Genomic DNA, 18472 nt, shown 5'->3' on the forward strand with positions numbered 1-18472 from the left:
ACCGATGACGGCGGCGGATGTGCGGCGCCGTCGCAAGGAAGGTAAGCGGGGTGGGCGGTGGTGCGGCGGACGGTTGTCCGCCGCACCACCGGAAGGGGTGAATGGCCGTAACTTTCCCGGACCGGGCGCGTTCGAGCCCGTGGGACGCGCGTCTGAAGCGCCGGTCCCCAGCGGTCAGGCGGAGGCCGACTCCAGCCGCTGTGCGCGCCGTTGCGCCGCCCCTGCCGGGTCCAGTACGGGCACGGCGGCCAGCAGCGCCCGGGTGTAGGGGTGCTCGGGGGCCCCGTAGACGCGGTCCACCGGGCCCTGCTCGACCACCGCGCCGCGCCGCATGACGGCGACGCGGTCGCTCACCTGCCGTACGACGGCGAGGTCGTGGGCGATGAAGAGGAGCGCGAGGCCCAGCTCGCGCCGCAGCCGGCCGAGGAGTTCGACGATCTGCGCCTGGGTGGTGACGTCCAGGGCGGAGACCGGCTCGTCGCAGACGAGCAGTCTCGGCTCGGGCGCGAGGGCGCGGGCGATGCCGACGCGCTGGCGCTGGCCGCCGGAGAACTCGTGCGGATAGCGGTGGTACGCCTCCGGGTCGAGCCCCACCTGCGCCAGCAGCCCGCGTACCCGCACCCGGATCTCCGCGTCGGTGAGCGCGCCCGCGGCCCGCAGCGGGTCGGCGACCGACTCGCCGATGCTGCGGCGGGGGTTGAGGGAGGAGGCGGGGTCCTGGAAGACCATCTGCACGTCGCGCCGCAGCCCGTGCGCGGGCACGCCGCCGTGCCGGATCTCGCCGGCGGTGGGGGTGAGCAGCCCGGTGACCATCCGTCCCAGGGTGGTCTTGCCGGAGCCCGACTCCCCGACGACGCCGAGGGCCTCGCCGGCGCGCAGGGTGAGGTCCACGCCGTCGACGGCGACGGTCGCGCGCCGGCCGCGGCCGAACTCCTTGCGCAGGGCGCGTACGGCGAGGAGCGGCGGCTCGTCGCCGTCCGCCACCGCGCCGTCCGTACGAACCGGCGCCGACGCGGCCTCCACCCGCGGCACGGCCGCCAGCAGCGCGGCCGTGTACGCCTCCTTCGGCGCCCCCAGCACGGCGGCGACGGGGCCGCGCTCCACGGCCCGCCCGTCCTTCATCACGAGCACCTCGTCCACGCTCCCCGCGACGACGCCCAGGTCGTGCGTGACGAGCAGCAGCCCCATCCCCGTCTCCGCGCGCAGCCCGTGCAGCAGGTCGAGGATCTGCGCCTGCACGGTGACGTCCAGCGCGGTGGTCGGCTCGTCCGCGACCAGCAGCCGCGGCTCGCAGGCCAGCGCCATCGCGATGAGCGTGCGCTGGCGCATGCCGCCGGAGAACTCGTGCGGCCGCGCCCGCGAGCGCCGCGCCGCGTCGGGGATGCCGACCCGGTCCAGCACCGCCACGGCCCGCGCCCGCGCGGCGCGCCGCGAGGCGTCGGGGTGGTGCACCCGGTAGACCTCGGCGATCTGGTCGCCCACGGCGTAGTACGGGTCGAGGGCGGAGAGCGGGTCCTGGAAGACCATCGCCGCCAGGCCGCCGCGCAGCCGCCGCAGCTCGGCCCCCTCGGCCGTCAGGGGGTCCGTTCCGGCGACCCGTACGGTCCCGGAGACGCGTGCCCCGGTGTCGCGGTGCAGCCCCAGCAGGGCGGCGGCCACCGTCGACTTGCCCGAGCCGGACTCGCCCACGACGCCCAGCGCGCCGCCGTCGGGCAGCGAGAGCGAGAGCGCCTCGACGGCCCGTACGAAACGGCCCTCCCCCACCGGGAAGTCGACGGTGAGGTCGGAGACGGTGACGAGGTCGGTGCGGGTGCCGGTGTCCGTACCGGTACGGAGGTCGGTGTCGGCGCCCATCACAGTGCCACCCTTCGATCGGCGAGTGCGTACAGCAGATCCGCCACGACATTGGCCGCCACCACGGCGGTGCCGATGACCAGCACCACGCCCACGACCACCGGCAGGTCGATGTGGCGGATGCTGTCGATCAGCGTCTTGCCCAGCCCTGGGATGCCGAAGAGGGACTCGGTGAGCACCGCGCCGCCCATCATCGTGCCGAGGTCCAGCGCGCCGAGCGCGACGACCGGCGGGACGGCGCCGCGCAGCGCGTGCCGGCCGACGAGGGAGCGCTCGCCGACGCCGTAGGCGCGGAAGGTGCGGATGTGGTCCTCGGCGAGGGTCTCCAGCGTCGAGGAGCGGGTCAGGCGGGCGTACTTGGCGCTCTCGAAGAGGCCGAGGGTGAGCCAGGGCAGCAGCAGGTTCCAGGCCCACTGCTCGGGGTCCTCGCCCAGGGGTACGTACGTCGGGAAGGGCAGCCACTGGAGGTAGGCGCAGACGGCCATCATCAGCAGCAGCCCGAGCACGAACACCGGCATGCCCGTCCCCACCAGCGTCAGCACGGTCAGCGCGCGCTCCAGCAGCCCGCCGCGGCGCACGGCGGAGAGCACGCCGGTGCCGACGCCGATCGCCAGGGCGAGGGCCATCGCCCCGAAGGCGAGGGAGGCGGTGGCGGGCAGCTTCTCCCAGATGAGCTGGGTGACCTGCTGGTCGGTGGTGTACGACAGCCCCAGGCAGGGGGCGTCGCAGTGCAGCACGGCGGTGCCGGTGGAGTAGTCGCGGCCGGTGAAGAGGCCCTGGAGGAAGTGCCCGTACTGGGCGAGGGCGGACTCGTCCAGGCCGAGCCGGGTGCGTACCTGGGCGATCTGCGCCGGGCTGCACTTGTCACCGCAGGCGATCTTCGCCGCGTCGCCGGGGACGAGGTAGAAGAGGGCGTAGACGACGACGGAGAGCGTCAGCACGACCAGCGCGGCGGCCAGCAGTCGCTTGACGAGGAAGCGCGCCAGGTTCATGCGGCCCCTCCCTTTCGGATACGGCCGCGAATACCGCCGCGGACCCGGCCGCGAGTACGGCCCACGCCCAGCCGCCCGGCGGCGCGCGGATCGAGCGCGGTGCGCACGGCCTCCCCGAGCACGGTGAGGGCGAGCACGGTGGTGAACAGCAGCCCGGCGGGCAGCAGCACGTACATCGGATCGGCCCGGTACCAGGTGGTGGCGCTGGAGAGCATCTGCCCCCAGGCCGGGGTGGGCGGGGTGACGCCGATGCCGAGGAAGGACAGCGAGGACTCGGCCACGATGTTGGCGGGCAGCAGGAGCGCCGCGTAGGTGATGACGGGGGCGGCCAGCGCGGGCAGCAGTTCGCGCCGCGCGACGCGCAGCCGGCCGGAGCCGCCGAGGCGGGCGGCGGCGACGTGGTCGAGCTTCTTCAGCCCGAGGGTCTGCGCCCGGACGACCTTGGAGACGCCGCCCCAGCCGAGCAGGCCGATGACCAGGATCAGCAGCAGCGGGCGCGGGAAGCCGGCGGGGGCGACGGCGGTGAGCGCGATGAGGATGACCAGGGTGGGCAGCGAGACCAGCACGTCGGTGGCGCGGCCCAGCAGGCTGTCGGCGAAGCGGCTGCCGAGGCCGGCCGCGAGGCCGACGGCGATCCCGACGGCGAGCTGCAGCACGGTGGCGCCGGCGGCGACCAGCAGGGAGACGCGGGCCCCGTAGAGCAGCCGGACGAAGAGGTCGCGCCCGGTGCCGGGCTCCACGCCCAGCCAGTGCTCGGCGCTGACCCCGCCGAGGCTGCCGTACGGGACGCCGCCGCGCGCGGAGTCGACCAGGGCGTCGTGGTACGTGTTCGGGGACTGGCCCTCAAGCGCCGCGAGGAGCGGCGCCGCGAGGGCCAGGACGACGAGCAGCCCGAGCACGCCCGCCGCGAGCAGCGCGGCGGGCCGGGCGCGCAGCCGGCCTATAAGGGTGGCGGGCCCGGGGGCCGCCGGCGCACCGGCGGCCCCCGTCGTCAGCTCCCCGGTGGGGGGTGCCTGCTGCGTCATGGCTACTTGACCGCGACCTGGGAGATGTCGAGCACGCCGGTCCAGTCGCTGATGACGATGTTCTTGACGTCCTTGCCGTAGAGGCGCTTGTAGACGGGGTGGAAGAGCGGGACGTCGAGCGCCTGCTCGCCGATCCTTGCGTCCAGGGCGCCCCAGCGCTTGGCGGCCTCGTCGAGGTCGGTCAGCTTGTTGATCGCGTCGATCTCCTTGTTGACCGCCGGGTCGTCGAGCTGGGCGTGGTTGTAGTTGGAGCCGCCCTTGACGATCTGCCGGCCGTCGAAGATCGGGGCCAGGAAGGGGCCGCCGGAGGGCCAGTCGGCGCCCCAGCGGGAGATGAAGAAGCCGGGGGTCTTCGTGATGTCCCAGCGCGCCTCGTTGTACGCGTTGGGCTCCAGCCCCTGGAGCTTCACGGTGATCCCGGCGGCCTTCAGCGCCTCCTGGACGGCGGTGGCGGTGGCGGGGCCGGTCTCGCGGTTCTCCTCGGTGCTGTGGGTGAGGGTGACCGTCAGCCCGTTCGGGTAGCCGGCCTCCTTCAGCAGCTCCCTGGCCTTGCCCGGGTTGCCCGTCTCGCCGGCCGGGAAGTGGTCGTAGGGCTGGTGGCCGAAGGCCTTCTGGTCGGGCAGGAAGGTGGTGGCGGGCTCGGCGAGGGCGGAGCCGCCGGCCGCGTTGACCACGGACTTGCGGTTGATGGCGTAGGAGATGGCCTGGCGCACCTTCGGGTTGTCGAAGGGCTTCACCTTGGGGTTGAAGGCCAGGTAGTTGGTGTAGCCGAAGTGGCCGGTGCCGACGCGCCCGGCGAGCTGCTTGTCGCCGCCGATCTGGGCCAGCTCGGCGGGGCCGAGGTTGGTGTCGGTGGTGACGGCGGCGGCGTCCGCGCCCGAACTGGTCGACAGGCGCTGGTTGATGACGGCCGGGTCGAGGCCGGACTTGACGACGATCTTGTCCGGGTAGGCCTTGCGCTCCTCGTCGGTCTTCGCCGACCAGTGCGGGTTGCGCTCCAGCACCAGCTCCTCGCCGTCGTTCCTGTTGGCGGTGACGCGGTACGGGCCGGAGGAGACGGGGTGCTTCTCGTACGCGGTGCCGTCGTCCTTGGCCTTGGGCACGGGCGCGAACTGGGTCTGGGAGGCGAGGAAGGGGAACTCGCCCTCGGGCTTGTTGAGCTTGAAGACGAGGGTCTTCGCGTCGGGGGTCTCGATGGAGTCGAGGCCCTTCTTGTCCTTGTACGGGCCCTGGTAGTCGGCGCCGCCGACCAGCCAGTCGCGCAGGTAGGGGGCGCCGCCCGACAGCTCGGCGGCGAAGGAGCGCTCGATGCCGTACTTGATGTCGGCGCTGGTGATCGGGGTGCCGTCCTCGTACGCCAGCCCGTCCTTGAGCGTGTACGTCCACTCGGTGGCGTCCGCGTTGGGCCGGCCCAGGTCGGTGGCGAGGTCCGGGACGACCTCGGCGCCCGGGGCGCCGTTCTCGCGGTTGCGGGTGGTGAGGGTGCGGAAGACCAGCGAGGGGACGTTGCCGCCGCCGGAGGTGTAGAGGCGGGCCGGGTCGAAGTCGGACTGCGGATCGGAGTTCAGGACCGTGAGGGTCCCGCCCTTGGCCGGTCCGGCGGTCGCACCCTTCGCGGAGTCACCGCTCTCGGGCCCGCAGGCGGCGGCGCCGGCGACGACGGCGAGACCGAGGGAGACCGCTGCGGCGCGGCGTACGGCAGGGGATGGACGCATGGGAGCGCAGGCCTTTCATGGCGGTGACCGCAGGGGGCGGGCAGGCGTGTGCGCGGGCTGGAGAACAGGTCGCGGGCACGGCGGCCGACCCCGCCGCGGGCGGGGGAAGAGGGGTTGCGGGAGGACGGGCCTCAGCGGCACCGGGGGAAAGCGGGGGTCGCGGGCCTCAGCGACAGAGGATGTCGGCGACGCAGTGCGCGGTCACGCCGATCAGCACCAGCTCGTGGCTGGTGCGGGCGGAGGCGGGGCGCGGCGACATGCCCAGAACGATGACCGAACATCGCACGAATGTGCAAATTCATTTCAATGGGTGGGACGAAAACGTCCACCAGTCGAGACGGGGGCCTGCTCAAGGCCCCCGTCCAGCCTCCGCCCAGCCCCCCGGCTCAGCCTTCCGGGTAGGGCCAGGGATTGGGCTTGCAGGTGCGCCCCTCGGTGCTCAGGAACTTCGTCTGCTGCATCATGACGGGCGCCGGCGCCCCGTCGCGGGGGCAGCCCACGTGGCCCCGGCCCAGCCGGTGGCCCACCTCGTGGTTGATCACCATCTGCCGGTACGCGTACATCCGGTCGCCGTAGGTCTCCGAGCCCTGCGCCCAGCGGTAGGCGTTGATCATCACGCGCCGGGTGGAGCTGGAGTCGCAGGAGACCTTCAGGATCGAGGTGTTGAGGCCGGACTTGGCGCACCAGGTGTCGGTGGTGCCGGGGCTGGCCAGCGTGATGACGAAGGAGGCGTCCTGCCCCGCGCCCACCCGCTGGAAGGCGCGCTCGCCGCCGTGGCCCCAACTGCGGGGATCGCTGAGCGTCTTGTGCACGGCCTCGGCGAACAGGGCGCCGTCCAGCGGCAGTCCCTCCTCCACCTCCACGCGGTACGTCACGACGGCCCCCCTGCCGGAGGGCCTGGTGGGCGCGCCGACGGCCTCGAAGCGGTCGGGGCCCTTCAGCGCGTCACTCAGCGGATAGCGCTCGGCCATCGCCTGGGCGTACGTGGGCGGCGCGGCGGCGGGCTTCGGGGCCCCCTGACCGGGCGGCGTCGGACGCGTCTTCGCGCGGCTGGCCCGCTCCTCGGGCGCCCGCTCGCCGGACTTGGCGCGGGGCGCCCCCTGCCCACGGCCGTCCATCATCTGGACGGCTATCGCGCCGCCCAGGGCGAGGGTGGTCACGACGGCGGCGAGGGCGACGGCCCGGCGGGCGCGGTTGCGGCGGGGCGGGGCGCTCCCCCGGGGGAGCGTGCCGGGCGGCGGGGCCAGGGGGTCCTCCAGCGCCCCGTCCGGCGGCCACTGGGCCCAGCTGTCGGACGGCGGCCCGGAGGCCGGGGCGCCGTACGCGGCGCTGTCGAAGGCGTCCACGTACTCGGGACGCGGGGGCGCGTACTCGGGCCGCGCGTACGCGGGAGGGGCGTATCCGGGCTGCGGGTATCCCGGCCGCGCGTGCTCGGAGTGCTGCGGATGCCCGCCCCGTACGCCCTCCACCGGCCGGCTCCCCCGGTGGCCGCCGCCCGCCGTGTCGTACGGCGGCGCGTACCGCGGCCCCCTCTCCGCGACCCGGGGTATCCCGCCGGTCTCCGTCAGCCCGGGTATCCCCCCGGTGTCCGCCGCCCGCTGCCGGCGGCGCGAGCCCGCCCCGTGTCTGCCCACGCCCGCCTCAGTTCCCGTTCCGCACAGTCGTCGCAGTCGTCGCAGTCGTCGCAGTCGTCCGGTCCGCCAGCAGCTCGCCGAAAGCCCGCGCCACCACCCGCGGATACTCCATCATCGCCACGTGCCCGGCCTCCGGCAGCAGCAGCAGCCGGGAGTCGGCGAAGGAGCGGCGCGCCTTGCGGGCCATCCGCGCCGAGACGAGCTGGTCGCGCGCCCCGTAGACCAGCAGCGTCGGCGCCTGCACCCGCCGCGCCTGCGCCCACAGCCCGTGCCGGCCGCCGAGGGTGTAGGCGTCCACGATGCCGCGCGCGGAGCGCTCCATGGCCTCCCAGTGGTACGGCAGGGAGAGCCGCCGCTGGTACTCCTCGATCGCCTCCGCGAAGCCCTCCGGGGTGACCCGCGAGGGATCGCCGTAGCACAGGGCCAGCACGGCCCCGGTGCGCCGCTCGGGCGACCAGCCCTCCGTCAGCCGCATGAAGGCGCCGCCCGCGCCCGGGATCGCCAGCAGCACGTTCGGCAGGGCGGTGGCCTGCGGGCGCAGCTCGGGCAGCGCGGGCGAGACGAGGGTGAGGGTCCGTACGAGATCGGGCCGCACCGCCGCCACCCGGGTGACGACCGCTCCGCCCATCGAGTTGCCGAAGAGGTGGACGGGCCCGCGTCCGGCGGCGTCGAGGTAGCGCACCACCGCGCGGGCGTGCCCGCTGATCGAGTAGTCGCCATCGTCCGGCGGCGCGGAGTGCCCGAAGCCCGGCAGGTCGAGCGCCTCGCCGTCGACGCGGTCGGCCAGCTCCGCCGCCAGCGCCGTCCAGTTCAGCGCGGAGCCGCCCAGTCCGTGCACGTAGAGGGCCGGCTCCAGCCCCGCTCGCGCGGGCGCCCGGTGCCGTACGGCCAGGGTGAGCCCGGGAAGCGCCACCTGCCGCACGTCGGCGGGGCCCTGACCGGCGGCGGAGCCCCGGGACGGGGTGTCCGGCACCTGGGCGGGCGGACTGATCCCGGGAAGCTCGGTGGACGACATAGGCGCCATGCTACGAGAGAGCGGACTTCCGGCATCCGTGTTCGCGGTCACAGACCGCATGCACGCGTCAGTCCGGTACGGGCCGGCCGCTACGGCGGCGGTCGCGTGGCGGGGGCACCGCGGCGCTCTTAGGCTCGTACCCCAGGAGTGCCGTCCGTCCGCGCGCATGCCGCCCGGCTGTCGAGAGGAACCGCCCATGACCGCCGATCCGCAGGAGCCGGAGACCTTCCGGACCGTCTTCGAGGCCGCCCGCTCCGCCGAGGTGCCCGAGGAGGACGCGGCGGAGGAGCGGGCGGCGCTGGTGTCCGAGGAGGACGGGACGCCGTCGCGGGAGCGCGGCACGGAGTACGTCGACCCGGCGGACGCCGCCGAGCAGGAGCGCGTGGTGGAGCTGGACGAGGAGGACTACCGCTGAGCGGTGGGCGCCCCGCCGCGCCCCGCCGCCCGGCCGGCCACCGGCCGCCTTCCGTGACGCAGGCGGACATGAGATCCTGCGACCGCACAGCGCACTGCGGTTTACCCGACCGTAGGATGGCGGTCACGCGAGAATCCGTATGGCCGCCGTCACACTCCCGGCGTTGCGCGTACGACGATTTTGGGAGGCTGCTTTGGGAGACGGCGGAACAGCCATCGAGCCGGCCGAGGCACGGCCGCGGAGCGCCCGGCTGCCCCGCCGGGCAAGGCGCAACCAGCTGCTGGGCGCGGCCCAGGAGGTGTTCGTCGCCCAGGGCTACCACGCGGCGGCCATGGACGACATCGCCGACCGCGCCGGCGTCAGCAAGCCGGTGCTCTACCAGCACTTCCCCGGGAAGCTCGAGCTGTACCTGGCGCTCCTGGACCACCACTGCGAGGCCCTGATCCAGTCGGTGCGCGCCGCGCTGGCGTCCACCTCGGACAACAAGCAGCGCGTGGCCACGGTGGTGGACGCCTACTTCGCCTACGTGGAGAACGAGGGCGGCGCCTTCCGGCTGGTCTTCGAGTCCGACCTGACCAACGAGCCGGCCGTCCGCGAGCGGGTCGACAAGGTGGGCCTGGCCTGCGCCGAGGCGGTCCGCGACGTGATCGCCGAGGACACCGACCTGCCGGCCGGGCACTCGATGCTGCTGGCGGTGGGCCTGTGCGGCATGGCCCAGGTCACCGCCCGCTACTGGCTCGGCTCGGGCCAGCCCATCCCGCGCGACGCCGCCTCCAAGCTGATGGCCTCGCTGGCCTGGCGGGGCATCGCCGGCTTCCCGCTGCACGGGGCGGAGTAGGGCCCGGCGCGCGGCTGTTCGCTGCGGGCGTGCCGACTCGGCGTATCGGGGCCACTCCGCCGGGATAGTGTTGCGGCGTCACACCCAACGTCCTGAATGTCGGAGGTTCCTGATGTCCGTAGAGGTCAAGATCGGCGTGCAGCACTCGCCCCGCGAGATCTCTGTCGAGACGGGGCAGTCTGCCGAGGAGGTCGAGCGCGCGGTGGCCGACGCGCTCGCCGGCAAGGACCAGCTGCTGAGCCTGGTCGACGAGCGCGGGCGCAAGGTGCTCGTCCCGGCCGACCGCATCTCGTACGTGGAGATCGGCGCCCCGGCGCCGCGCAAGGTGGGCTTCGGCGCCGCCTGAGCGCGTCCGGACGGTTCATCACGCGGCGGACCCCCGGCACTGGTGAGTGCCGGGGGTCCGCCGCGTGATGAACCGTCCGCGATACGGCCGCGGTCGGCCGTGTCCGCGAAGGCGCCAGGCGCTCGCGCGCCCTACATCCGTACGAAGTCCGCCGCTACCGGTCGCGTTCCGCTTTTCCCGCCGCGCACGAGCAGCGAGAGCATCGCCACCGCCATCGCCGCGGCGGCCAGCACCGTGGCGACCGGCTGTCCGCCGTCCAGCGCCGAGTGCGCGATCCCCGCACCCGCGGCCGCCGCGACCGGCCCGGTGGCCAGCGTCAGGGTCCGCTGCGGGAAGCGTCCGGGCCAGCGGCGCATCGCGCCCGCCGCCAGGGCGAACCCGATCACCGCGCTGATGAGGGCTTCCACCATCATGGAGCGCCACCTCCCCGTCGCCGGTCCGCATGCAACTTCCCAGTCCCCGCCCGGGGTTCCGTTTCGCACCGGGAAAGCAAGGGCGGGACGCGGGTGGTCTACCCGGCCCCGCCCTCGGACAAACGACGCGCGACCCGGCGGTGAACACCCGGGCGGCGACGCGGTGTTGCGGCGCGGCGGCGCACCGGCCGCGTACCCGGCCGCGTACCCGGCCGCGTTACGCGGCGAGCCCCAGCGCGGCCATCCGCTTGGTGTGCGCCTCGGTGATCCGCGAGAACATCCGCCCGACCTCCGCCAGGTCGAAGCCCTCCGCCACCCCGCCGACGAGCATGTTCGACAGCGCGTCGCGTTCGGCGACCACCCGCTGGGCCTGGCTGAGCGCCTCGCCCATCAGCCGCCGCGCCCACAGCGCGAGGCGCCCGCCCAGGCGCGGGTCGGCCTCGATGGCGGCGCGCACCTTCTCCACGGCGAAGGAGGCGTGCCCGGTGTCGTCCAGCACCCGCAGCACCAGCGAACGGGTGTCGGAGTCCAGCCGGGCGGCGACCTCGCGGTAGAAGTCGGAGGCGATCGAGTCACCGACGTACGCCTTGACCAGGCCCTCCAGCCAGTCGGAGGGGGCGGTCTGGCGGTGGAAGCCGTCCAGCGCGGCGGCGAAGGGCTCCATCGACTCCGTCGGATCGGCGTCGATCTCCGCCAGCCGGTCGCGCAGCTGCTCGAAGTGGTGGAACTCCGCGGAGGCCATCGCGGCCAGCTGCGCCTTGTCGTCGAGCGTGGGGGCCAGCTTGGCGTCCTCCGCCAGCCGCTCGAAGGCGGCCAGCTCGCCGTAGGCGAGGGCGCCCAGGAGGTCCACCACGGCGGCCCGGTACTGCGGGTCCGCGGCGGCCTGCGCCCAGTCCTGGGCTGCGATCCCGGTGTGCACGGCTGTTTCGGAAGACGTGTTCATGAGGTGCACGATAGCCGCCTCCCGTACGGACGGAAGGGGCCGGTGGAGTCCGGCCGGAGCCGCCCCGCGCACGGGGCGGCGGAGGAGAGTCGGCTCACACGCCCTGCCGCCGGTAGGCCGATCCGGGGTACAGTGCTATAGCACCTGCCGCATATGCAACGGATATGCGAAAGGATGCTTGTATGAGGATGCCCGGTCGGTGGCCCGATCGGCTCCACCGACCCCCTCGCGGCTTGAGCGGCCGAGCGAAGGTGTGGGGCACGCCCGCGCGAGTTGCGCGGAGCTGAGCGGAGCGGTGTTCGCGCGTGGGACAGACCCACGCAGGCGCCCGCAGTGCTGTGTGTCCCCCTTTGCCGCCGCACGCCGCGTCTCTCACAGAAGAGGCAGCACCCTGACTACGTTCCGAGAGCTCGGGATCTATCCCGAGACAGCCGAGGCCCTCGAAGCCGTCGGCATCATGTCCCCCTTTCCCATCCAGGAGATGACCCTCCCGGTCGCCCTCTCCGGCTCCGACGTCATCGGCCAGGCCAAAACCGGCACGGGCAAGACGCTGGGCTTCGGCCTGCCGCTGCTGGAGAAGGTCGTCGTCCCGGCCGACATCGAGGCCGGCCGGGCCACGCCCGAGGACCTCACCGAGGCCCCGCAGGCGCTCATCGTCGTACCCACGCGCGAGCTGTGCACGCAGGTCACCAACGACCTGCTGCAGGCCGGCAAGGTGCGCAACGTCCGCGTCCTGGCCATCTACGGCGGCCGCTCCTACGAGCCGCAGGTCGAGGCGCTGAAGAAGGGCGTCGACATCATCGTCGGCACCCCGGGCCGGCTGCTGGACCTCGCGGGCCAGAAGAAGCTGGACCTGTCGAAGGTCAAGGCGCTCGTGCTGGACGAGGCCGACGAGATGCTCGACCTGGGCTTCCTGCCCGACGTCGAGAAGATCATCAAGCTTCTTCCGGTGAAGCGCCAGACGATGCTGTTCTCGGCGACCATGCCGGGCGCGGTCATCAGCCTGGCCCGCCGCTACATGTCGCAGCCCACGCACATCAGCGCCACCTCGCCGGACGACGTGGGCGCGACCGTCGCCAACATCACCCAGCACGTCTTCCGCGCCCACTCCATGGACAAGCCGGAGCTGGTCTCCCGCATCCTGCAGGCCGAGGGCCACGGCCTGGTCATGGTCTTCTGCCGTACGAAGCGGACCGCCGCCGACATCGCCGACCAGCTGACCCGGCGCGGCTTCGCCGCCGGCGCGGTCCACGGCGACCTCGGCCAGGGCGCCCGCGAGCAGGCGCTGCGCGCCTTCCGCAACGGCAAGGTCGACGTGCTGGTCTGCACGGACGTGGCCGCGCGCGGCATCGACGTCGAGGGCGTCACGCACGTCATCAACTACCAGTCCCCGGAGGACGAGAAGACGTACCTCCACCGCATCGGCCGCACCGGCCGCGCGGGCAACAAGGGCACGGCCGTGACCCTGGTCGACTGGGACGACATCCCGCGCTGGAAGCTCATCAACAAGGCGCTGGACCTCTCCTTCGACGACCCGCCGGAGACGTACTCCACCTCTCCGCACCTGTACGAGGCGCTCGGCATCCCCGCCGGCACGAAGGGCATACTGCCCCGCTCGGAGCGCACCCGTGCCGGGCTCGGCGCGGAGGAGGTCGAGGACCTCGGCGAGACCGGCGGCCGCGGCCGGCGCGGTGCGCCGAAGGCCGCCGAGACCGTCGTCGAGGAGCGCCCCAAGCGCACCCGCGCCCCGCGCCGCCGCACCCGCGGCGGCACCGAGGCGGACGCCCCCGTCGACTCGGCGCCCGCCCCGGTGGCCGCCGCCGCCGACGCCGCGACCGAGGTGACGGCCGCCGCGTCCGAGGCCGACGGCGAGGGGCCCCGCAGGCCGCGCCGCCGCCGCCGTACGCGCCCGGCCGTCACCGAGGCCACCGCGACCGGCGAGGCGGGCAGCGCCAAGCCGGCCGAGTCCGCCACCGGCGAGGCCGCCGAGGCCGGGGCGGCCCCGCGCCGCCGTCGCCGCACGCGGGCCCCGAAGTCCGAGGGCACCTCGGCCGAGGGCTGAGACAGCACCGCGCACACTGTTGAGGGGCGGACTCCGCAAGGAGTCCGCCCCTCAACGGCGTTCGGCCCTCACCAGCGTGTGGCCCTCACCAGCGCCCACCCTCCGCGTCGTTCAAAGCCCCCGCGCCCCCGGCCCGTACCGCTCCCCCATCCGGTCCTGCGGGTTGGCCAGGGCGCAGCGGTCCAGCGACAGGCAGCCGCAGCCGATGCACTCGCCGAGGTTGTCGCGCAGCCGCTCCAACCGCCGGATGCGCTCGTCCAGTTCCGCCCGCCACCCCGCGGAGAGCCGCGCCCAGTCCTCCCGGGTGGGGGTGCGCCCGTCCGGCAGCAGCGCGAGCGCCTCGCGGATCTCCGCGAGCGGGATCCCCACCCGCTGCGAGGCCCGTACGAAGGCCACCCGCCGCAGGGTGTCGCGCCCGTACCGCCGCTGGTTGCCGCCGGTGCGCCGGCTGCGCACCAGCCCCTCCCGCTCGTAGAACCGCAACGCGGACACCGCCACCCCACTGCGCGCGGCCACCTCCCCGATGGTCAGCTCCCGCGCGGATGAGGAGGGAAGAGCAGTCATGACCCCCACCCTACGGTCCGCAAAACCCTGGCCGAAAAGGATGGTTGGGACGGATGATGCGAGGTATGACCAAACGCGCCGCGACCGGTGCGCTCATCGGGCTGGCGCTCGGTGACGCCCTGGGCAGACCCACGGAGTTCCTCGACACCGACAGGATCCGGCAGCGGTACGGCCCCTGGCGCGAGCTGCCCCTCCCCGAACCGGCGACGGTCACCGACGACACCGACATGACGATCGCCGTGGCCCGCGCCCTGCGCACCGCCGCCTCCCGCGGCCGGCTCGCTCCCCTGCGCCTGACCCGCCCCCTGCGCGAGGAGTTCGTCGAGTGGGCCCACCGCCCGCAGGGACTGCGCGCCCCCGGCCGCACCTGCCTGAAAGCCGTCGCCCTCCTCACCCGCGAGGACCGCCCCTGGCAGGACGCCAGCCAGCTCGACTCCAAGGGCTGCGGCGCCACCATGCGCGTCGCCCCGATCGGCCTCTTCCCCGGCCTGTCGGACACCGAGCGCTCGGCCGCCGCCCAGCTGCAGGCCGCGCTCACCCACGGCCACCCCACCGCGCTCGCCGCCGCCGACCTCACCGCGCGGGCGGTGTACCTGCTGGCGCAGGGCACCCGGCCGGCGGAGCTGGTGGCGCGGCTCGTCTCGTACGCCCAGGGGCAGCGGCGCGTCTACCACGAGCGCTGGCTCGGCACCCTCTGGCTGGGCACGCCCCACCGCAGCGGCGAGGACTACGTCGAGTCCGGCTGGGACGAGTGCCTGAAGATCCTGGCGCGCCTGGACGCCGCCCAGCACGAGGCCGACCCCGAGTCCGATCCCTGCCTCCGCACCGGCGAGGGCTGGATCGCCGAGGAGGCCCTGGCCACCGCTCTCCTCGCCTTCCTCCTCTTCCCCGAGGAGCCGCTGACGGCCCTGCGCCGGGCCGCCTGCACCGTGGGCGACTCGGACTCCCTGGCCTGCCTCACCGGCGCGTTCGCGGGGGCGTACCTGGGCGCCGGGGCGTGGCCGGACGCGTGGGCGGCGCGGGTCGAGTTCGGCGACGAGCTGCGGGACTTCGGGGCACAGTGGGATCAGGGCCTGCTCTGAGCTCGGCCCCGACCGTCCCAGAAGTCCGCCAGGGCGTTCGCCGTCGCGGCGGGGGCGTCGACGTTCGGGGAGTGCTCCGCGGCGGGGATCACCGTGCGGTGGGCCGGGAGGCGGACGGCCATCTCGTCCAGCCACTCGACCGGCCAGGCGTAGTCCTTCTCGCCGGAGAGGACGTGCTTGGGGAGGTCCACCGCCGCCAGGTGCGCGACGCGGTCGGGCTCCGTGAGGAGCTGGCGGCCCGTCGTGGTCAGCTGGGCCGTCTCGGTGGCCAGCCAGCGCCGGTGCAGGAAGTCCGCGACCTCGGGCGGCGTGCGCGCGTCGGGGGCCTCCGGGGGGTCCATCGAGCGCATCGCCTGCCAGACGGTCTCCTTGTCGGCCGCCGCCAGCGCGTCGACCAGCAGCTTCACCTGCGCCTGCTGGTCGACGTGGACCGCCGCCGGACCGGAGGACATCAGCGTCAGTGAGGCGAAGGGCGCCGCGTCGCGCAGGACGGCCGCGCGGGAGACGAGGCCGCCCAGCGAGTGGCCGACGAGGTGGACGCCCCCGTCGCCGGCGCCCAGGGCCCGCGCCTGGGCGAGCAGGTCGGCGGCCAGCTCCTCCAGGTGGTACGCGGCCTCGTCCGCCGGGCCCGCGCTCTCGTACTGCCCGCGCCCGTCCACCGCGACGACCGCGTAGCCGCGCGCGGCCAGCGGCTCCAGCAGCGCGATGAAGTCCTCCTTGCTGCCCGTGAACCCGGGGACGAGGAGTGCGGTGCCGCGCTCCCCCCGCCCGGCCCGGTACGCGGCGAAGGGGCCGCGGTCGGTGTCGAGGGTCAGCGCTTCGGCTCCGGCGGGGAGCGTGAGATAGGGCGGCTTGCTCATGCGGCGAGGGTAGTGGGCGCAGGCCCGTACGGCCGCACGGGGCGGGGCGGCGGGGCGCACGGGGCGGAAAGTTAAAAAGGCGAAACTTTTCGTTAGCGCACGGAATTATTGGTGGCGCCATCGTGTTGTGGGAGTCGAGGCCCCGCGCTCCCCAGGGAGCGCGATGGTCCGATGTCGCCCACGCTGGACAGTAGGGCTGAACAGTAGGAATGACGAAGGGAGAAGCCGGATGGACTTCGAGATCGTGCGCCTGGACGACGTGGAGGGTTCCGCCGTGGACAGCACCGTCGTGGACGCCGCCTCCGTCGAACGTATCGTCCACCGGGCGGCCGAGCGGGGCCAGCGGCTCCTCATCCGTCCCGCCGAGGGCGGCTCCGACTACGGGCAGGGGTACGCGGCCTGAGGGCCGGGGAGCCCCCCGCCCCCGCCCTTACGCCCGCCCCTCCTACGCGGCGTTGATGAAGTCCGTGATGCCGTTCGCGATCTGCTGGACGGCGATCGCCGCGAGCAGCATGCCCGCCAGCCGCGTCACGAGCACCACGCCGCCGTCCTTGATGACGCGGATGATGAGCAGCGAGTAGCGCATCGTCAGCCAGAGCACGACGTGCATGGCGACGATGGCCATCCACACGGCCGTGTACTGCCCCGCCCCGTCCGCCCGCTGCACCGCGAGGATCACGGTGACGATCGCGCCGGGCCCGGCGAGCAGCGGCATGCCCAGCGGGACGAGCGCCGCGTTGACGTCCTTGGTCTGGGTCGGCTCGTCCGCCTTGCCCGTGAGCAGGTCGAGGGAGATCAGCAGGAGCAGCAGCCCGCCGGAGACCATCAGCGCGGGCACGCTGACGTGCAGGTAGTCGAGGATCTGCTGGCCGCAGACGGCGAAGAGCGCGATCACCCCGAACGCGACGAGGGTCGCCTGCCACGCCATCCGCCGCTGCACCTTCACGGGGCGGCCGCCGGAGAGGGCGAGGAAGATCGGCGTGATGCCGGGCGGGTCCATGATCACGAAGAGCGTGAGGAAGACGGAGCCGAAGAGGGCGAAGTCCAACGGAGTGCCTCGGGGATGTGGGGGGGGGTGGGGGGATGTGGGGGGTGGCGCCGACGCGCCGGGGCTCAGTCCCGCCGGACCGGCGCCGCGCCCGAAGCCCGGCCGACGATGCGCTCGTAGACCTCCGGATCGGTGGTCTCCGCGCCGAGGCCGACCTTCTTGCGCGTGCCGTGGTAGTCGCTCGACCCGGTGGTCAGCAGGCCCAGTTCGGCCGCGAGCCCGCGCAGGCCGGCGCGCGCGGCGGGGTCGTGGTCCATGTGGTCGACCTCCACGCCGTCGAGCCCCGCCGCCGCCAGCTCCGCGACGGCCGACTCCGGCAGCACCCGGCCGCGCTTGACGGCCCGCGGATGCGCCAGGACGCTCACGCCGCCGGCGGCCTTCACCAGGCGGACCGCCTCGAAGGGGTCCAGCTCGTGCTTGGCCACGTAGGCCCGCCCGCCGCTGCCGAGCCACTCGCGCCCGAACGCCTCGTCGATACTGCCGATGACACCGGCCTCCAGCAGCGCGCTGGCCACGTGGGGCCGCCCGACGGCGCCCCCCGCGGCGATCTCCCGGACCCGCTCCCAGGTGATGCCGGCGCCCAGCTCCACGAGCTTGCCGGTCATCGCCTCCGCCCGCCGCACCCGGTCCTCCCGTACGAGGTCCCGCTCGCGCGCGAACTCCGGCTCGGCCGGGTCGAAGAGGTACGCGAGCATGTGCACGCCCACCCCGTCGAGCCGGCAGGACAGCTCCGCGCCGGGCACGAGCGTCATCCCGGCGGGCAGCGCCTCGATCGCCTCGCGGTATCCGGCGGTGGTGTCGTGGTCGGTGAGGGCCACGACGTCGAGCCCGGCCCGCGCGGCGGCGCGCACCAGCTCAGCAGGACTGTCGGTCCCGTCGGAGGCGGTGGAATGGGCGTGAAGGTCTATGCGCACATCGGGCAACTTTACGCGGGTGGGGCGTATGCCCTAGGCCGGAAGGCCCGCGGCCCGTACCCCCCTCTCCCGCCGGAGGCGGATGTGAGCACAAGCCGCCGTCAGGACAGCAGCCGCGGGGAGAGCGGGCCGCAGGGGATCAGCTCGATCTCCGCGCCCGCGTTCCTGAGGTCCGTCAGGACCAGCTCGTCGTACATGAGCAGGCCCGACTGCTCCGGCCAGACCACCGCCCACAGCCACAGGCCCATCGCCTCGCCGGCGAAGACCGCCCGGTCCGCGGGGGTGTCCTGGACCAGCCACAGCGGCGTGGGGCGGCCGGCCGCCGTCACCTTCGCGTGCGGGGGGCTGTCCGCGCGGATCGAGGGACCCGGGTCCGGGCCGTCGATGCCCGCGTAGCGCGCGCCCAGGCCGACGCCCAGCTCCTCCGCGATCAGCAGCAGCTCCCCGTGGCCGCCCAGCGGGCCGGGGCCCGCGCACGCCACCGCCGTGGCCCGGCCGCCGCTGCGGTCGTCGCCGGCGCAGGCGACCCCCGTGAACAGCCATCCCAGCGGCAGCGGCCACGGCATCCACACCGGCACCCGCGCCCGGTGGACCGTCACGCCCAGCGCCTCGACGCTCGGCGGAATGACCGGCTGCAGCGGCTGTACGGGGCCGTGCAGCCCACACTGCCAGGAGTCGGCGAAGAGACCGGGCGCCCGCACCCGTCCACCGCACTTCGGGCAACTCGGTTCGCCCCTCATAGGGCCATACGG

The 18472-nt window shown here is 74.2% G+C and carries 20 protein-coding genes; 6 read left to right on the top strand and 14 right to left on the bottom strand.

Annotated elements, in window-relative coordinates; all coding sequences use genetic code 11:
- Positions 1-174 precede the first annotated feature (174 nt).
- The 7 genes from ACFQLX_RS16895 to ACFQLX_RS16925 all read right to left on the bottom strand — a co-directional run bounded on the left by ACFQLX_RS16895 (position 175) and on the right by ACFQLX_RS16925 (position 8235).
- A complete protein-coding gene (locus ACFQLX_RS16895) occupies positions 175-1854 on the bottom strand; it encodes a dipeptide ABC transporter ATP-binding protein (RefSeq protein ID WP_386415940.1) in 1680 nt (559 codons plus the stop codon).
- A complete protein-coding gene (locus tag ACFQLX_RS16900; protein ID WP_386416027.1) occupies positions 1854-2840 on the bottom strand; it encodes an ABC transporter permease in 987 nt (328 codons plus the stop codon). Before ACFQLX_RS16900 ends, ACFQLX_RS16895 begins: the two co-directional genes overlap by 1 nt.
- Positions 2841-2842: 2 nt before the next feature.
- Positions 2843-3871 carry an ABC transporter permease gene (locus ACFQLX_RS16905; protein ID WP_386415943.1) on the bottom strand — a complete coding sequence of 343 codons (1029 nt, stop codon included), beginning with the start codon at positions 3869-3871 and terminating at the stop codon, positions 2843-2845.
- A 2-nt stretch (positions 3872-3873) separates the two neighbouring features.
- Positions 3874-5586: an ABC transporter substrate-binding protein gene (locus ACFQLX_RS16910; protein WP_386415946.1), complete on the bottom strand. Its 1713-nt coding sequence runs from the start codon at positions 5584-5586 to the stop codon at positions 3874-3876.
- A 166-nt stretch (positions 5587-5752) separates the two neighbouring features.
- On the bottom strand, positions 5753-5845 hold the full coding sequence (locus ACFQLX_RS16915; RefSeq protein WP_386415949.1) for an Ms4533A family Cys-rich leader peptide: 93 nt from the start codon (positions 5843-5845) through the stop codon (positions 5753-5755).
- A gap of 127 nt (positions 5846-5972) precedes the next feature.
- Positions 5973-7220 (bottom strand): DUF3152 domain-containing protein, encoded by a 1248-nt coding sequence (locus ACFQLX_RS16920; RefSeq protein WP_386415951.1) that lies wholly within the window; start codon positions 7218-7220, stop codon positions 5973-5975.
- Between the two features lie 7 nt (positions 7221-7227).
- Positions 7228-8235, bottom strand: coding sequence for an alpha/beta fold hydrolase (locus tag ACFQLX_RS16925; RefSeq protein WP_386415953.1), 1008 nt, complete (start codon positions 8233-8235; stop codon positions 7228-7230).
- A 196-nt stretch (positions 8236-8431) separates the two neighbouring features.
- On the opposite strand from ACFQLX_RS16925, the gene ACFQLX_RS16930 reads away from it, so the two are divergent.
- The 3 genes from ACFQLX_RS16930 to ACFQLX_RS16940 all read left to right on the top strand — a co-directional run bounded on the left by ACFQLX_RS16930 (position 8432) and on the right by ACFQLX_RS16940 (position 9834).
- Entirely contained in the window at positions 8432-8650 is a 219-nt protein-coding gene (locus tag ACFQLX_RS16930) for a hypothetical protein (RefSeq protein ID WP_386415955.1), read from the top strand.
- A 193-nt stretch (positions 8651-8843) separates the two neighbouring features.
- The gene (locus ACFQLX_RS16935; protein ID WP_386415958.1) at positions 8844-9488 is read left to right on the top strand and encodes a TetR/AcrR family transcriptional regulator; all 645 of its coding nucleotides are present in this window, start codon (positions 8844-8846) and stop codon (positions 9486-9488) included.
- A gap of 112 nt (positions 9489-9600) precedes the next feature.
- Entirely contained in the window at positions 9601-9834 is a 234-nt protein-coding gene (locus tag ACFQLX_RS16940) for a DUF3107 domain-containing protein (protein ID WP_386415961.1), read from the top strand.
- Between the two features lie 131 nt (positions 9835-9965).
- Here the strand turns inward: ACFQLX_RS16940 and ACFQLX_RS16945 are convergent, their stop codons facing one another.
- Together ACFQLX_RS16945 and ACFQLX_RS16950 are read right to left on the bottom strand one after the other, a co-directional pair.
- Positions 9966-10247: a hypothetical protein gene (locus tag ACFQLX_RS16945; protein WP_386415962.1), complete on the bottom strand. Its 282-nt coding sequence runs from the start codon at positions 10245-10247 to the stop codon at positions 9966-9968.
- 217 nt (positions 10248-10464) lie between these two features.
- On the bottom strand, positions 10465-11190 hold the full coding sequence (locus tag ACFQLX_RS16950) for a ferritin-like fold-containing protein (protein WP_386415964.1): 726 nt from the start codon (positions 11188-11190) through the stop codon (positions 10465-10467).
- A 481-nt stretch (positions 11191-11671) separates the two neighbouring features.
- Here ACFQLX_RS16950 and ACFQLX_RS16955 point away from each other — a divergent pair, with 481 nt between their 5' ends.
- Positions 11672-13252, top strand: a complete 1581-nt coding sequence (locus ACFQLX_RS16955; protein ID WP_386415967.1) for a DEAD/DEAH box helicase — start codon at positions 11672-11674, stop codon at positions 13250-13252.
- A 111-nt stretch (positions 13253-13363) separates the two neighbouring features.
- Here the strand turns inward: ACFQLX_RS16955 and soxR are convergent, their stop codons facing one another.
- Entirely contained in the window at positions 13364-13816 is a 453-nt protein-coding gene (gene soxR / locus ACFQLX_RS16960) for a redox-sensitive transcriptional activator SoxR (RefSeq protein WP_386415970.1), read from the bottom strand.
- A gap of 56 nt (positions 13817-13872) precedes the next feature.
- Between soxR and ACFQLX_RS16965 the strand changes: the two genes are divergently transcribed.
- Complete coding sequence (locus ACFQLX_RS16965) at positions 13873-14898, top strand: ADP-ribosylglycohydrolase family protein (RefSeq protein ID WP_386416030.1); 1026 nt, start codon at positions 13873-13875, stop codon at positions 14896-14898.
- Here the strand turns inward: ACFQLX_RS16965 and ACFQLX_RS16970 are convergent.
- Positions 14883-15758, bottom strand: coding sequence for an alpha/beta fold hydrolase (locus ACFQLX_RS16970; RefSeq protein WP_386415973.1), 876 nt, complete (start codon positions 15756-15758; stop codon positions 14883-14885). The two genes, ACFQLX_RS16965 and ACFQLX_RS16970, sit on opposite strands and share 16 nt — an antisense overlap.
- A 229-nt stretch (positions 15759-15987) precedes the next feature.
- Here ACFQLX_RS16970 and ACFQLX_RS16975 point away from each other — a divergent pair, with 229 nt between their 5' ends.
- A complete protein-coding gene (locus ACFQLX_RS16975) occupies positions 15988-16161 on the top strand; it encodes a hypothetical protein (RefSeq protein ID WP_386415975.1) in 174 nt (57 codons plus the stop codon).
- Positions 16162-16203: 42 nt separating this feature from the next.
- Here ACFQLX_RS16975 and ACFQLX_RS16980 read toward each other — a convergent pair whose 3' ends face one another.
- The 3 genes from ACFQLX_RS16980 to ACFQLX_RS16990 all read right to left on the bottom strand — a co-directional run bounded on the left by ACFQLX_RS16980 (position 16204) and on the right by ACFQLX_RS16990 (position 18460).
- Complete coding sequence (locus tag ACFQLX_RS16980; protein ID WP_386415978.1) at positions 16204-16806, bottom strand: MarC family protein; 603 nt, start codon at positions 16804-16806, stop codon at positions 16204-16206.
- A 65-nt stretch (positions 16807-16871) separates the two neighbouring features.
- Positions 16872-17720 (bottom strand): PHP domain-containing protein, encoded by an 849-nt coding sequence (locus ACFQLX_RS16985; RefSeq protein WP_386415980.1) that lies wholly within the window; start codon positions 17718-17720, stop codon positions 16872-16874.
- Between the two features lie 101 nt (positions 17721-17821).
- On the bottom strand, positions 17822-18460 hold the full coding sequence (locus ACFQLX_RS16990; RefSeq protein ID WP_386415981.1) for a DUF6758 family protein: 639 nt from the start codon (positions 18458-18460) through the stop codon (positions 17822-17824).
- Between the last annotated feature and the right edge of the window lie 12 nt (positions 18461-18472).

This window comes from Streptomyces polyrhachis (assembly GCF_042663125.1).
Classification (GTDB): Bacteria; Actinomycetota; Actinomycetes; order Streptomycetales; family Streptomycetaceae; genus Streptomyces; species Streptomyces polyrhachii.

Coding starts and splice junctions, on each gene's coding strand:
- ACFQLX_RS16895 (WP_386415940.1), bottom strand. CDS start 1,854: ATGGGCGCCGACACCGACCTCCGTACCGGTACGGACACCGGCACCCGC.
- ACFQLX_RS16905 (WP_386415943.1), bottom strand. CDS start 3,871: ATGACGCAGCAGGCACCCCCCACCGGGGAGCTGACGACGGGGGCCGCC.
- ACFQLX_RS16910 (WP_386415946.1), bottom strand. CDS start 5,586: ATGCGTCCATCCCCTGCCGTACGCCGCGCCGCAGCGGTCTCCCTCGGT.
- ACFQLX_RS16915 (WP_386415949.1), bottom strand. CDS start 5,845: ATGTCGCCGCGCCCCGCCTCCGCCCGCACCAGCCACGAGCTGGTGCTG.
- ACFQLX_RS16925 (WP_386415953.1), bottom strand. CDS start 8,235: ATGTCGTCCACCGAGCTTCCCGGGATCAGTCCGCCCGCCCAGGTGCCG.
- ACFQLX_RS16930 (WP_386415955.1), top strand. CDS start 8,432: ATGACCGCCGATCCGCAGGAGCCGGAGACCTTCCGGACCGTCTTCGAG.
- ACFQLX_RS16940 (WP_386415961.1), top strand. CDS start 9,601: ATGTCCGTAGAGGTCAAGATCGGCGTGCAGCACTCGCCCCGCGAGATC.
- ACFQLX_RS16945 (WP_386415962.1), bottom strand. CDS start 10,247: ATGATGGTGGAAGCCCTCATCAGCGCGGTGATCGGGTTCGCCCTGGCG.
- ACFQLX_RS16950 (WP_386415964.1), bottom strand. CDS start 11,190: ATGAACACGTCTTCCGAAACAGCCGTGCACACCGGGATCGCAGCCCAG.
- ACFQLX_RS16955 (WP_386415967.1), top strand. CDS start 11,672: ATGACCCTCCCGGTCGCCCTCTCCGGCTCCGACGTCATCGGCCAGGCC.
- soxR (WP_386415970.1), bottom strand. CDS start 13,816: ATGACTGCTCTTCCCTCCTCATCCGCGCGGGAGCTGACCATCGGGGAG.
- ACFQLX_RS16965 (WP_386416030.1), top strand. CDS start 13,873: ATGCGAGGTATGACCAAACGCGCCGCGACCGGTGCGCTCATCGGGCTG.
- ACFQLX_RS16970 (WP_386415973.1), bottom strand. CDS start 15,758: ATGAGCAAGCCGCCCTATCTCACGCTCCCCGCCGGAGCCGAAGCGCTG.
- ACFQLX_RS16975 (WP_386415975.1), top strand. CDS start 15,988: ATGGACTTCGAGATCGTGCGCCTGGACGACGTGGAGGGTTCCGCCGTG.
- ACFQLX_RS16990 (WP_386415981.1), bottom strand. CDS start 18,460: ATGAGGGGCGAACCGAGTTGCCCGAAGTGCGGTGGACGGGTGCGGGCG.